Genomic DNA, 13,624 nt, shown 5'->3' on the forward strand with positions numbered 1-13,624 from the left:
GGTGGGTAGGCGTACCTGGTGACCACTCTGCAACGCCGTCCGTCCCCACCCTCCGAACCGACCCAGCAGCACCCCGCGCTCGACCAACCCGTCGAGGAGGCGGCCGCCCGACCCGGCGGCCTCGACCGCGTCGTCTTCGGTGTCACCGCGGCGATCGCGATCGCGTTCCTCGTGTGGGGCTTCGTCAGCACCAGCAGCCTGGCGAGCGCCTCCGACAGCGCCCTCACCTGGGTCATGGAGGACACCGGCTGGCTCTTCGTGCTCACCGCGAGCGCGATCGTCGTCTTCGTGATCTGGCTGGCTGCGAGCAGGTACGGCGACATCCCGCTCGGCCGCGACGACGAGGAGCCTGAGTTCCGGACCGTCTCCTGGGTCGCGATGATGTTCAGCGCCGGCATGGGCATCGGGCTGATGTTCTACGGCGTGGGCGAGCCGATCAGCCACTTCACGACCGCACCCCCCGGCACCGGCGACGCCGGCTCGGTGCAGACCGCGATGGCCACCACGCTCTTCCACTGGACCCTGCATCCCTGGGCCATCTACGCCGTCGTCGGACTCGCGATCGCCTACGGCACCTACCGCAAGGGCCGGGTCCAGCTCATCTCGGCGGCGTTCGAGCCGCTGCTCGGCAAGCGGGCGAACGGCGGCTGGGGCCGCGTCATCGACATGCTGGCCATCTTCGCCACCCTCTTCGGCTCCGCCGCGTCGCTCGGCCTCGGTGCCCTGCAGATCGGCACCGGCCTGACGATCGTCACCTCGATCGGCACCGTCGGCAACGCCGTCCTGATCGCCATCATCGCCGTCCTGACGGTGGCGTTCATCCTGTCGGCCGTCTCGGGCGTCGCCCGCGGCATCCAGTGGCTCTCGAACATCAACATGGTGCTCGCCCTGGCCCTCGCCCTCTTCATCTTCATCGGCGGGCCGACGGTCTTCATGCTCAACCTGGTGCCCACCTCGCTGGGCAGCTACTTCGCCGACCTGCCGATGATGTCGGCGCGTACGGCGGCCGAGGGCGACGACGTGAACGCCTGGCTCGAGTCCTGGACGATCTTCTACTGGGCCTGGTGGGTGTCCTGGACGCCGTTCGTCGGCATGTTCATCGCGCGCATCTCGCGCGGCCGCACGATCCGCCAGTTCGTGACCGGCGTCCTGCTGGTGCCGAGCGTCGTGAGCCTCGTCTGGTTCTGCATCTTCGGCGGGGCCGCGATCAAGCTCCAGCAGACCGGCACCGACATCGCCGGTGCCGGCGGCGGCAAGATCGAGTCGCAGCTGTTCAACACGCTCGACGCCTACCCGCTCGCCACCGTGACGACCATCATCGTGATGGTCCTGGTCGCGATCTTCTTCGTGTCCGGCGCCGACGCTGCGTCCATCGTGATGGGCACGCTCTCCGAGCGCGGCAGCCAGGAGCCGCGGCGCCGTACCGTCGTCTTCTGGGGCATCGCCACCGGCTCGGTCGCGGCCGTGATGCTGCTGGTCGGAGGGTCGAACGCACTCAACGGCCTGCAGTCGATCACGATCGTCGCGGCGCTGCCGTTCGTGGTCGTGATGCTCGCGCTGTGCGTGTCGCTGATGAAGGACCTGCGCAGCGACCCGCTGATGGTGCGCCGCAAGTACGCCGCCGAGGCGGTCGAGCAGGCGGTCGTCACCGGCGTCACCGCGCACGGCGACGACTTCGTGATCGCCGTCGAGAACGACCCGGAGAACTCTGCCGACTGGTCGAGCGCTACCAGCTCGTCGACAGCGGACGACCCTCGGTGAAGCCCGCGGTGCTCTGAACGCCGACGACGGCCCGCTCGTGGAGCTCCGCGAGCGAGGCCGCGCCGGCGTACGTGCAGGCGGAGCGCACCCCCGAGCAGATCTCGTCGATGAGGTCCTCCACGCCGGGGCGCGCGGGGTCGAGGTACATCCGCGACGAGGAGATGCCCTCCTCGTAGAGGCCCTTGCGCGCCCGGTCGTACGCCGACTCCGTGCTGGTGCGGTTGGCGACCGCGCGGGCCGAGGCCATGCCGAAGGAGACCTTGAAGGCGCGGCCGTCGGCGTCGTGCATCAGGTCGCCCGGCGACTCGTGGGTGCCGGCGAACCAGGAGCCGACCATCACGGCCGACGCGCCGGCGGCGAGCGCGAGAGCGACGTCGCGCGGGTGCCGCACCCCGCCGTCGGCCCAGACGTGCTTGCCCAGGTCGCGGGCGGCGGCCGCGCACTCGAGGACCGCCGAGAACTGCGGGCGCCCGACGCCGGTCATCATCCGGGTGGTGCACATCGCGCCCGGACCGACCCCGACCTTGACGATGTCGGCACCCGCTCCGATCAGCGCCCGGGTGCCGTCGGCGTCGACGACGTTGCCGGCCACGACCGGGACCTGCGGGTCGAGCGCGCGTACGGCGGCCAGCGCCTCGAGCATCCGGTCCTGGTGGCCGTGCGCGGTGTCGACCACGAGGCAGTCGACGCCCGCCTCGAGCAGCTCCTTGGCCTTGAGCGCGACGTCGCCGTTCACGCCGACCGCAGCGGCGATCCGGAGGCCACCGGACGCGTCGACGGCAGGGTTGTAGAGGGTGGCGCGCAGCGCGCCGGTGCGGGTCAGCACGCCGACCAGGGCGCCGTCGTCGTCGACGGCGACCGCCATCGGCGCGTGCGCGGCGTGCAGGGCGTCGAAGGCCGCGCGCGGGTCGGCGTCCGCTGCGAGCCGCACCGAGATCGGCTGCATCACGTGCTGCACCTGGGCGAACCGGTCGACCTCGACACAGTCGGCCTCGGAGACGATGCCGACGGGACGGCCGTCCTCGACGACGACGGCGGCGCGGTGCGCACGCTTGGGGATCAGCGACAGCGCCTCGGCGACGGTCTGGCTCCGGGTCAGCTCGATCGGGGTGTCGAAGACCAGGTCGCGGCTCTTCACGAACGCGACGACGTCGGCGACCACCGAGGTCGGGATGTCCTGCGGGATCACCGCGAGCCCGCCGCGCCGGGCGATCGTCTCGGCCATCCGCTTACCCGCGATCGCGGTCATGTTCGCGACGACCAGCGGGAGCGTCGCTCCGGTGCCGTCGGTGGTGGCCAGGTCGACGTCGTACCGGCTGGCGACGGAGGAGTGCCGCGGCACCATGAACACGTCGTCGTACGTCAGGTCGTGGCCGGGGGCTGTGTCATCGAGGAACCGCACGTCGGTGCAGTCTACGGCGCTCTCTAGGGTGATCCCCATGCCGTTCGTGGAGCCTGGTCGACCGTCGGAGCTGACCGAGGAGACGCGTCGTCTCTTCCGCGAGGTGTACGACGGCGACGCGGTCGCGATCGCACGGGCGCCCGGACGGGTGAACCTGATCGGCGAGCACACCGACTACAACGGCGGGCTGGTGCTGCCGGTGGCGCTGCCGCACGCGACGTACGCGGCCGTCGCTGCACGTGACGACCGGGTGCTGCGGATCGCCAGCGGCGACGACGGCGAGCCCTGGACCGGGACGATCGACGACGTCGGGCCCGGAGCGGTGGACGGGTGGGCGGCGTACGTCGGCGGCGTGCTGTGGGCGCTGCGTGAGGACGGGATCGAGCTGCCGGGCATGGACGTCGTCGTGCACGGCACCGTCCCGCTGGGTGCCGGCCTGTCGAGCTCGGCCGCCCTCGAGTGCTCCGTGGCGCTGGCGGCGTGCGGGCTCGTGGGGCTGCCCGTCGACGACGACCTGCGACACCGGCTGGTCGCGGCGTGCATCCGCGCGGAGACCCAGGTCGCGGGCGCGCCGACCGGCGGGATGGACCAGTCGATCTCGCTGCTCGCGGTGGCCGACGCGGCGCTGCTGATCGACTTCGACGACGACAGCTCGGGCCCGGTGCCGCTGCACCTGTCGTCCGCAGGACTGACGTTGCTCGTCACGGACACCCGTGTGGAGCACGCGCTGGTCGACGGCGGGTACGCCGCCCGGCGTGCCGACTGCGAGGCGGCGGCCGATGCCCTCGGCGTACCCACCCTGCGCTCGGCGACGCTGGAGTCGGTCGCCGGACTCTCCGACGAGCGGGTCCGCCGGCGGGCCACGCACATCGTCACCGAGATCGCCCGGGTCAGCGAGGTCGTGGACGCGGTCACCGCCGGTGACTGGGCGGCCGTCGGGCGCGTGTTCGCGGCATCCCACGCCTCGATGCGCGACGACTTCGAGATCTCCTGCCCCGAGCTCGACCTGACCGTGGCCACCGCCGTCGAGGCCGGCGCGATCGGCGCCCGGATGACGGGCGGGGGCTTCGGCGGCTCCGCCGTCGCCCTGGTGCCCACCGAGCGCCTCGACGCCGTCGTCCGGGCCGTCGACATCGCCTTCGCCGCCGCCGGGTTCCGGTCTCCCCAGCACCTGGTCGCCGAGCCGAGCGGCGCCGCCGAGGTCGTGGCCTGAGTCCACCGTTTGGTCACCAACCGCAGAGTGGGAGCGCTCCGATCTGCGGTTGGTGACCAAACGTGGGGCGCGGCGCGCCCGGCGGGCGTGCTTGAATCCCACGCATGGCTGACAAGTCACCGCTCGACAAGGTCCAGGAAGCAGTCCGCGGCGCGATCGCCGACCCGTCCGGTGCGGCGGTGAAGGCCGCCGAGCAGGCCCGGGGCGTGGTCGCGCTCGGGTTCCTGGCGGTGGGGCAGGCCGCGCAGACGGTGGCCGAGCGGCTGATGCGGTCGCCGGAGCAGCCGCCGTCGGCCCCGTCGGCCCCGTCGGCCCCGTCGGCGCCGTCGGCCCCCGGACCGGCGATCATGCCACGGAAGCCGCAGGCACCCACGCCGGCCGACGTCGCCAAGGTCGCCAAGCCGCCCGCGAAGAAGGCACCGGCCACGAAGGCACCCGCGAAGAAGGCACCGGCTAAGAAGGCCGCGACGCCGAGCGCCAAGCTGCCGCCGAAGAAGGCCCCGACCCCGCCGCCCGCGACGGAGGCCTGACGGACCCGCGCCTGCCCGACCCGGCGCTGGTGGTGCTGGTCGGGCCGTCCGGAGCCGGGAAGTCCACCTGGGCCGCGGCCCGCTACCGCGCCGACGAGGTGGTCTCCTCCGATGCCCTCCGCGGCGTGGTCGGCAGCGGTCCGCACGACCTCGACGCGTCCTCAGACGCCTTCGACCTGCTGGAGCGCATCGTCGCCGCCCGGCTCGGACGCGGGCTGACGACGGTCGTCGACACGCTCGGCCTCGACGACGCGCGTCGTACGGCGTGGCTCGCCCTGGCCCGGGCGGCCGGCCTGCCCGCGGTGGTCGTCCTCCTGACGACTCCCCCGGAGCTCTGCCGCGAGCGCAACCGCGGGCGCGACCGCCCGGTCCCCGCCCAGGTGATCACCGGCCAGATCCGGAAGGCGGGCAGCATCGCCACCACCCTCGACCTGGAGGGCTGGGACGAGGTCCACCGCACCGACGAGACGGGTGGTGCCGCTGAGAGCGCGCCCGAGCGCCCGCTGGGCAGCACGACCTCGACAACAGCCGAGCGTCGCACCAGCCAGGGCCTGCGGTTCGTGCTCCAGGTCGGCCGGTTCCCCTGGGGCGAGGACCCGGCGACCTGGCTGGCCGAGGTCGCCCTCGCCGCCGACCGGGCCGGTTTCGCCGGGCTGGCGCTCCTGGACCACCTCATCCAGATCCCGCAGGTCGGCCGGGCCTGGGAGCCGATCCCGGAGCCGTGGGTGACCCTCGGGCTGCTCGCCGGTCTCGACACCGGTCTCGAGCTCGGCACCCTCGTCACCCCCGTCACGTTCCGCCCGCCCGGGATCACCGCCAAGGCGGCGGCCACCCTCGACGCGCTGACCGGCGGCCGCGCGTTCGTGGGCCTCGGCGCCGGCTGGTGGGAGCGGGAGCACGCGGCGTACGGACTACCGTTCCCGCCCGCGCGCGAGCGGCTCGCCGACCTCGAGCACGCGATCACGACCATGCGGGCACTGTGGGCGCCCGGCACCAAGTCAGCGGGCGGACTGCCCGAGACGACCTGCTACCCCCGCCCCGCGCACGAGATCCCGGTGATCGTCGGCGGGTCCGGCGACCGCACGTTGCGGATCGCCAGGGCGCACGCCGACGCCGTCAACGTCCGCACCAGCGAGCTCGAGAGAGCGCGCGCCGCGCTCGAGGGCAGCGACGTCCGCATCACGGTGCTCGACCTCCCCACGATCGGCCGCGACCGCGACGACACCTGGGCGCGCGTCGAGCGGCTGCGGGGCAGCACCAAGGCGACGGCGTACGCCGAGCGCACGTACGCCGGCACCCCGGCCGAGCAGCGCGTCCGCTACGGGGCGCTGGCCGACCGGGGTGTCGACACGGTGTTCCTCGCCGTCGGCGACCTGGACGGCCCCGACGACGTGGAACGCCTCGCTCCCCTGGTGGTCTGAGCCGGTGGTGCGGGCTACTTCAGGTCGGCGCTGGTCAGGCCGAGCACCCTCCGGGCGACGATGAGCTGCTGGATCTGCTGGGTGCCCTCGAAGATGTCGAGGATCTTCGAGTCGCGCGCCCACTTCTCGAGCAGCTCGGACTCGCTGTAGCCCAGCGACCCGGCGAGCTGCACGCACGACAGCGTGATGTCGGAGCCGACCCGCCCGGCCTTGGCCTTGGCCATCGAGGCCTCCAGCGAGTTCGGCTGCCGGTTGTCGGCCATCCAGGCCGCCTGGAGCATCAGCAGGTACGCCGCCTCCCAGTCCGCCTCCATCTGGAGGAACTTGGCGGCGGCCGCCGACTGCGTCAGAGCCGGTCGGTCGTAGTCGACCTCGACGCCGGCCTGGGACAGCAGCTCGCGGGTGAGGTCCAGCGAGGCCCGAGCACAGCCGACCGCCATCGAGGCGACCAGCGGCCGGGTGTTGTCGAAGGTCGCCATCGCTCCGGCGAAGCCCTGCTTGGTGTCGATCTCGGGCGAACCGAGCAGGTTCTCGGCCGGCACCCGGCAGTCCTCGAAGCGGATGGTGGCCGTGTCGGAGGCCTTGATGCCGAGCTTGTGCTCGAGCCGCTCGACGTTCATGCCCGGGGTGCCCTTGGGCACCACGAACGACTTGATCGCAGCCCGGCCCAGCGACTTGTCGAGGGTCGCCCAGACGACGATCGCGTCGGCCCGGTCGCCGGAGGTCACGAAGATCTTCTCGCCGTTGATGACGTAGTGATCACCGTCGAGCACGGCGGTCGTCGAGATGTTGGCGGAGTCGGATCCGGTGCCGGGCTCGGTGATCGCCATACCGGCCCACACGCCCTCGAACCGGGCCTGCTGCTCGGCGTCGGCCACCGACGCGATGGCCGAGTTGCCCAGGCCCTGGCGCGGCATCGACAGGAGCAGGCCGACGTCGCCCCAGCACATCTCGGCGATCGACATCACCGACGCCAGGTTGGTGCCGTTCTTCACGCCACCGTCGTCGTCAGCCTTCTCGTCGCGCTTCACGCCAGCCGCGCCGGCTCCCTCGCTCGCGCCGGACTCCGAGAGCCCGTCGATCATCGCGGCGAGCATGTCGAGCTCCTGGGGGTACTCGTGCTCCGCCTTGTCGTACTTGCGCGAGATCGGACGCAGCATGTTCATCGCGACCTGGTGGGCCTGCCCGACCAGGGGCCGGAACCGCTTCGGGTCGTCCAAGTTGATGGCCATCAGACCAGCACCGTGCCTTCCATGACGCCGATGGACCGGAGGTCGCGGTACCACCGCTCCACCGGGTGCTCCTTGACGAAGCCGTGGCCACCGAGCAGCTGGACCCCGTCCAGCCCGATCTGCATGCCCTTGTCGGCGCACAGCTGGCGGGCGAGCGCGACGTCGCGGGCGACGTCCTTGCCCGCTGCCGCGCGCGACGCGGCCTTCCAGGTCAGCAGCCGCATCGCCTGGAGCTCGATGGCGATGTTGGCGACCATGAAGGCCACGGACTGCCGGTGGGCGACGGGCTCGCCGAACGCCTCGCGCTCCTTCACGTACGGCGTCACGTAGTCGAGCACCGCCTGGCCGACGCCGACGCCGAGGGCGCACCACGCGAGGCGGGAGAGCCGCACGCACTCGGCGTACGTCGTGCCGTCCGTCGTCCCGAGCACCGCGTCGGCCGGGACGGCGACGTCGCGCAGGTGCAGGCGGGCGAGTCCCGCGCCGCGCACGCCCATCGCCGGGTCGGCCTCGACCTCGAGGCCGGCGGTGCCCGCCTCGACCAGGAAGAGCACAGGAGCACCGTCGAGCGAGGCACCGACGACGAAGAGCTCGCCGTCCGCGCCGCGCGGCACCGCCGACTTGAGTCCGCTGAGCACGAACCCGTCGTCGGTGCGGACCGCGGTCGTGGCGGGCGAGAGCACGTCGAAGAGCACCGTCGGCTCGGTGAGCGCGAGCGCCGCCGCGGGCACGTCGTCGGAGGTGAAGGCGGGCAGGTAGGTCTGCTGCTGGGCCTCGGTCCCCCACAGCCCGATCGCGGTCGCGACCGCACCGGGTGCGAGGGACGCCACGGCCAGGCCGAGGTCGCCGTGCGCGAGGGCCTCGGCGACCAGGACGCCCGCCACGGCCGAGCGCTCCTCGGTGATCCCGCCGAGCTCCTCGGGCAGGCCGAGGATCGGCAGACCGACCTCGAGACCGGCCTTGAGCACGGCCTCAGGTGCGATGCAGGTCTCGTCGGCCTCGGCGGCAGCAGGGCGCAGCACCTCGGCGGCCAGCTCGGTGACGACGTCGACGAGCATCTGCTCGTCCTCGCTCGGCGTCAGGTCGAAGACGCCGGGGCGGGCCGCGTCCGCGGGCCTCGAGCCGGCGCTGCTGCTGGAGCCGGACCTGGAGAAGGTGCGACCGGCCTTGGTGATGGTCCGGAAGCCGCCCCGGGTGGCCGTGTAGACGGCGGTCTCGGTCTGCTTGCGGAGCCCGAGGCGGTCGAGCACGTCGCTCTGCGCGAGGCGGCTCAGCGCGGCGACGGCGTACCCGATGGGGTCGCGCGTCTCCGACTCGGCGATGCCGTGCCGGCCGCCCGGGCGGAGGCTGGAGAGGAGGGACATGGACCAAATGTAACTCCGAGTTACACATTGCGCTACGACGCGGTCCGTGGGTCGGGTCACACGCTGGCTACGCTCCTCCCCATGTCCGAGCAGCCCCTCGCGCCCCACGGCCCGCTCCCGACCGGAGGCACGGTCCGCCCGATGACCCGGTGGGGCACACCGGTGATGCACCGCGCCCAGGCGCAGGTCCGGTCGTACGACGACGCGCTGCGCGCCCTGGCCGCCGACATGGTCGCCACGATGTACGCCGCGGACGGCGTCGGCCTGGCGGCCTGCCAGGTCGGCGAGGACGTCGCGATGTTCGTCTTCGACTGCCCCGATGCCGAGGGCGTCCGCACCGTCGGCGTCGTCTGCAACCCGGTGCTCACCCTCCCCGAGGGCAAGGACCGCAACCTCGACGCCGACGACGAGGGCTGCCTGTCGTTCCCGGGTGCGTTCATCGAGTGCGCCCGGCCCGACTTCGCCTCGGTCAGCGGCACCGGCCTGGACGGCGAGCTCGTGGAGTTCTCCGGCGACGGCCTGCTGGCCCGGTGCCTCCAGCACGAGACCGACCACACGCTCGGCACCGTCTTCGGCGACCGGATCCCGACCAAGCTCCGCAAGAAGCTCCAGAAGGCCCACGACAAGGTGGCGGCGGACTTCCCGCCCGAGTGGCCGGCCGGCTGAACCCCGGCGTACGCTTCTCGGCGTCGGAGCAGGACCAGCCGGAGGAGGTGTGTGCAGTGCACAGCGACAGTTGCCGATCACTCGCCCTCCCCCGAACTCACACCGAGGTCCTGCCATGTCCGACCGCAGCTTCAAGCCGATCCGCTCGCTGACCGACCGCGTCCGGCGCCCCGGCGTACGACGTACCCCGGCCGCGCCCGGCGCCTCGTTGGCCGTCGAGCGCATCGGCAACCGCGACAGCATGGTCGACAGCGCCGTCTACGTCGCCGGCGACCGGATCTCCTCGCCCACCACGCTCGCCGACTCCTACCGCTCCCTGCGCGAGCACGAGGACGCCGTCGCCTGGATCGGCCTCTACCGGCCCGACCACCACGAGCTCGGGTCGATCGCGACCGAGTTCGGCCTGCACGAGCTGGCCATCGAGGACGCGATCGTCGCGCACCAGCGGCCCAAGCTGGAGCGTTACGACGAGACGCTCTTCGTGGTGCTGCGGGCCGCCCACTACGACGACGGCCGCGAGCAGGTCGACTTCGGCGAGGTGCACGTCTTCATCGGCGCCGACTTCGTGATCACCGTCCGGCACAGCGAGTCGCCGGACCTCTCCGCCGTGCGCCGGCGGCTCGAGAGCAACCCCGACCTGCTGGCCCTGGGGCCGGAGGCGATCCTCTACGCGATCCTCGACCGCATCGTCGACGGCTACGCGCCGGTCGTCGCCGGTCTCGGCAACGACATCGACGAGATCGAGACCGAGGTGTTCGGCAGCGACCCGCAGGTGTCGCGGCGCATCTACGAGCTGTCCCGCGAGGTGATCGAGTTCCAGCGCGCCACCCGGCCGCTGCTCGCCGTGCTGACGAACCTGACGGCGGGCTTCGAGAAGTACCACACCGACCCCGAGCTGCAGCGCTACCTGCGCGACGTCGAGGACCACCTCATCCAGGTGATCGAGCAGGTCGACGGCTTCCGCCAGCTGCTCCGCGACATCCTGACCGTGAACGCCACCCTGGTCGCCCAGCGGCAGAACGAGGAGATGCGCGCCCTGTCCGAGGCCAGCATCGACCAGAACGACGACGTGAAGCGGATTTCCGCCTGGGCGGCCATCCTCTTCGCCCCCACCCTGGTCGGCACGGTCTACGGCATGAACTTCGACCACATGCCCGAGCTGCACTGGGCCTACGGCTACCCCGTCGCCCTCGTGATGATGTTCCTGGTCAGCGTCACGCTCTGGGCGGTCTTCAAGCTGCGCCGCTGGATCTGAGCGCCCACGTCGGGAGCGACGGAGTCGCGCCCGGCGTCTCGAGACCCCCGCAAGCCGACGACGCCGTTGGGGTGCGGGGGTTTCGAGACAGGCGCTAGCGCGCCTTCCTCAACCACCGATAAGGCCTACCGGCGCGACGTCACGTAGCAGGCGACGGCGGTGGCGGCAGCGACGTTGAGGGAGTCGATGCCCTCGCGCATCGGGATGATGGCGCGGCGGTCTGCGGACCGCTCCCAGCGCGGCGAGAGGCCGTGCCCCTCGGAGCCGAGGACCAGCGCCACGCGGTCGACGCCGGCGACGGCGTCCTCGATCGGCGTGGCGTCGTCGGCGAGGGTGAGGGCGACGGTGGTGAAGCCAGCGGCGGAGAGCGTGGGCAGCGCGTCGTACCAGTCCGGCAGCCGCGTCCACGGGGTGCTGAAGACCGCGCCCATGCCGACCTTGATGGCACGCCGGTAGAGCGGGTCGGCGCAGCGGGGCGCGAGCAGGACCGCGTCGAAGCCGAACGCAGCGCCGGAGCGGAAGATCGCGCCGACGTTGGTGTGGTCGACGAGGTCCTCCAGGACCAGCACCGACCGCGCGCCGGCGAGCACGTCGTCGACGGACGGCAACGGGTTGCGGGCGAACGACGCCAACGCTCCGCGGTGCACGTGGAAGCCGGTGACCTGCTCCGCCAGCGACTCCTCGAGCACGTAGCAAGGAGCGTCGGTCGTCGCCAGCACGTCGGCGAGGCCGTCCACCCAGCGCGGCGCCATCAGGAAGGACCGCGGCGCGAAGCCGGCCTCCACCGAGCGCCGGACCACCTTCTCGCCCTCGGCCAGGAACAGGCCGTGCTCCGCCTCGACGTGCTTGCGGAGCTCGACGTCGCGCAGGTCGCGGTAGTCCCCCAGCCGAGGGTCGGCCGGGTCGTCGACCTCGACGATCGTGGCCATCAGTCCCCGAACTCCTCGGGGTGCGCGACCGCGACGACCTCGCCGACGACGATGATCGCGGGCGGGCGTACGTCGTGCGCGACGAGCTCGGCCTCGAGCGTGCCCAGCGTCGCGAGGACGGTGCGCTCCCCCGGCATGGTGCCGTCGCACACGACGGCGACCGGGGTGGTGTCGGGGCGGCCGCCGGAGACCAGCGCTGCGGCGATCGCGGGTGCGTTCTCGACGGCCATCATCAGCACGACCGTGCCGGTCAGCTGCCCGAGCGCCGGCCAGCTGACCAGCGACTCGGGGTGCCCCGGCGGCAGGTGACCCGAGACCACGGTGAACTCGTGGGTGATGCCGCGGTGCGTCACCGGGATGCCGGCGACGGCCGGGACGGAGACCGAGCTCGACAAGCCCGGGATGACGGTGACCGGCACGCCAGCGTCGCGGCAGGCGATGACCTCCTCGTAGCCGCGACCGAAGACGAAGTTGTCACCGCCCTTGAAGCGCACGACCCGCTTGCCCGCCAGCGCGCCCTCGACGAGCAGCCGGTTGATCTCGGCCTGCTGCGCGGAGCGACCGCGCGGCAGCTTGGCGACGTCGACCAGCTCGACGTCGGCAGGCAGCTCGCCGAGCAGCTCGCGGGGCGCCAGCCGGTCGGCGACGACCAGGTCCGCCTCCATCAGCGCCTTGCGGCCGGCGACGGAGATCAGCTCCGGGTCGCCGGGACCGCCGCCGACCAGGACCACGCCCGGTGTGCGGTCCCGCTCGTGCCGCGCGACGATCGTGCCCTCCCGCAGGCCCTCCAGGATCTCGTCGCGTACGGCGGCGGAGCGGCGCGGCTCGCGCTGACCCAGCACCGCGACGGTGACCCCCGCGTGGCGGCCGACGGCCGGCGTCCAGGCGGTCGCCCGGGTCGCGTCGTCGGAACGCACGCAGAAGATCCGGCGTACCTCGGCCGCGGCCGACACCTCCTCGTTGACGTCGTGGTCGGCGGTCGCGGCGATCACGTACCAGCTCTCGTCGAGGTCGCTGGCGGTGAAGCCACGCTGGTGCCAGGTGAGCTCCCCGGCGCCGACCATGCCCTCGATCGCCGGCGTCACCTCCGGCGACACGACGTGGACGTCAGCCCCGACCGCGATCAGCTGCGGCACCCGCCGCTGGGCCACGTGCCCGCCGCCCACGACGACGACACGACGCCCGGTCAGCCGCAGTCCGGAGGGGTAGAGGGGGAAGTCGTCCATCGCACCATCATCCCGGCACGCCGCGGTCGACCGATGACGTGGGTTCATCCACCGGACTACGTTGGGCTCGTTCCGTCCCGATCCGTGAGGAGCACCATGACTCTCGACCGACCGGTCACCCCGAACCCCTACGACCTGCTTCCGGCCGTCCGGTCCTTCACCGTGACGAGCACCGACGTCTCCGACGGCGCGCCGCTGAAGGACGACCAGGTCGCCGACGCGGGCAACACCTCCCCGCAGCTCTCGTGGGAGGGCGCCCCGGAGGGCACCAAGAGCTACACCGTCACCTGCTTCGACCCGGACGCGCCGACCCCGAGCGGCTTCTGGCACTGGGTGCTGGTCGACCTGCCCGCCGACGTCACCTCCCTCGACACCGGTGCCGGCGCGGAGGGTGCCGACCTGCCCGGCAACGCGTTCATGTGCCGCAACGACGGAGGCTCGAAGGCGTTCATGGGCGCCGCTCCCCCGCCGGGAGACCAGGTGCACCGCTACTTCTTCGTCGTGCACGCGGTGAAGGAGGAGTCGCTCGGCGTGGACTCCGACGCGTCGCCCGCCGTCGTGTCCTTCAACCTGGCGTTCAAGACCGCGGGTCGCGCCCTCGTCCATGGCACGTACCAGCACTGAC

12 protein-coding genes are annotated in these 13,624 nt (G+C 72.4%); 7 read left to right on the forward strand and 5 right to left on the reverse strand.

All coding sequences use genetic code 11. The annotated features are described in order from the left end of the window. Nucleotides 1–18: 18 nt before the first annotated feature. On the forward strand, nt 19–1,761 hold the full coding sequence (locus tag ACFPYL_RS13475; protein WP_379154853.1) for a BCCT family transporter: 1,743 nt from the start codon (nt 19–21) through the stop codon (nt 1,759–1,761). Here ACFPYL_RS13475 and ACFPYL_RS13480 read toward each other — a convergent pair. Continuing rightward, the gene (locus tag ACFPYL_RS13480) at nt 1,727–3,163 is read right to left on the reverse strand and encodes a GuaB1 family IMP dehydrogenase-related protein (protein ID WP_379154855.1); all 1,437 of its coding nucleotides are present in this window, start codon (nt 3,161–3,163) and stop codon (nt 1,727–1,729) included. The genes ACFPYL_RS13475 and ACFPYL_RS13480 overlap by 35 nt on opposite strands. 37 nt (nt 3,164–3,200) lie before the next feature. On the opposite strand from ACFPYL_RS13480, the gene galK reads away from it, so the two are divergent. From galK to ACFPYL_RS13495, 3 genes are all read left to right on the forward strand, one after another. After that, nucleotides 3,201–4,376 (forward strand): galactokinase, encoded by a 1,176-nt coding sequence (gene galK / locus ACFPYL_RS13485; RefSeq protein WP_379154858.1) that lies wholly within the window; start codon nt 3,201–3,203, stop codon nt 4,374–4,376. 104 nt (nt 4,377–4,480) lie between these two features. Next, nucleotides 4,481–4,906: a hypothetical protein gene (locus tag ACFPYL_RS13490; protein ID WP_379154861.1), complete on the forward strand. Its 426-nt coding sequence runs from the start codon at nt 4,481–4,483 to the stop codon at nt 4,904–4,906. Between the two features lie 29 nt (nt 4,907–4,935). Then, on the forward strand, nt 4,936–6,327 hold the full coding sequence (locus ACFPYL_RS13495) for an LLM class flavin-dependent oxidoreductase (RefSeq protein ID WP_379154863.1): 1,392 nt from the start codon (nt 4,936–4,938) through the stop codon (nt 6,325–6,327). 14 nt (nt 6,328–6,341) lie between these two features. On the opposite strand, the gene ACFPYL_RS13500 is transcribed toward ACFPYL_RS13495, so the two are convergent. Next, nucleotides 6,342–7,559 (reverse strand): acyl-CoA dehydrogenase family protein, encoded by a 1,218-nt coding sequence (locus ACFPYL_RS13500; RefSeq protein WP_379154866.1) that lies wholly within the window; start codon nt 7,557–7,559, stop codon nt 6,342–6,344. Beyond that, on the reverse strand, nt 7,559–8,923 hold the full coding sequence (locus tag ACFPYL_RS13505) for an acyl-CoA dehydrogenase family protein (RefSeq protein WP_379154869.1): 1,365 nt from the start codon (nt 8,921–8,923) through the stop codon (nt 7,559–7,561). Before ACFPYL_RS13505 ends, ACFPYL_RS13500 begins: the two co-directional genes overlap by 1 nt. An 81-nt stretch (nt 8,924–9,004) precedes the next feature. Here ACFPYL_RS13505 and ACFPYL_RS13510 point away from each other — a divergent pair, with 81 nt between their 5' ends. Both ACFPYL_RS13510 and corA read left to right on the forward strand, forming a co-directional pair. Further along, the gene (locus ACFPYL_RS13510; protein ID WP_379154872.1) at nt 9,005–9,589 is read left to right on the forward strand and encodes a peptide deformylase; all 585 of its coding nucleotides are present in this window, start codon (nt 9,005–9,007) and stop codon (nt 9,587–9,589) included. 115 nt (nt 9,590–9,704) lie between these two features. Further along, nucleotides 9,705–10,844, forward strand: a complete 1,140-nt coding sequence (gene corA, locus ACFPYL_RS13515; protein WP_379154875.1) for a magnesium/cobalt transporter CorA — start codon at nt 9,705–9,707, stop codon at nt 10,842–10,844. Nucleotides 10,845–10,969: 125 nt separating this feature from the next. On the opposite strand, the gene ACFPYL_RS13520 is transcribed toward corA, so the two are convergent. Beyond that, complete coding sequence (locus ACFPYL_RS13520) at nt 10,970–11,773, reverse strand: TrmH family RNA methyltransferase (protein ID WP_379154878.1); 804 nt, start codon at nt 11,771–11,773, stop codon at nt 10,970–10,972. Next, nucleotides 11,773–12,999 (reverse strand): uroporphyrinogen-III C-methyltransferase, encoded by a 1,227-nt coding sequence (gene cobA, locus ACFPYL_RS13525; protein ID WP_379154881.1) that lies wholly within the window; start codon nt 12,997–12,999, stop codon nt 11,773–11,775. The genes ACFPYL_RS13520 and cobA overlap by 1 nt, the downstream gene beginning before the upstream one ends. Nucleotides 13,000–13,095: 96 nt before the next feature. Here cobA and ACFPYL_RS13530 point away from each other — a divergent pair, with 96 nt between their 5' ends. Next, entirely contained in the window at nt 13,096–13,623 is a 528-nt protein-coding gene (locus tag ACFPYL_RS13530) for a YbhB/YbcL family Raf kinase inhibitor-like protein (protein ID WP_379154884.1), read from the forward strand. Nucleotide 13,624 lies beyond the last annotated feature (1 nt).

The sequence above is a fragment of the Nocardioides hankookensis genome (assembly GCF_042658885.1).
GTDB lineage: Bacteria > Actinomycetota > Actinomycetes > Propionibacteriales > Nocardioidaceae > Nocardioides > Nocardioides hankookensis.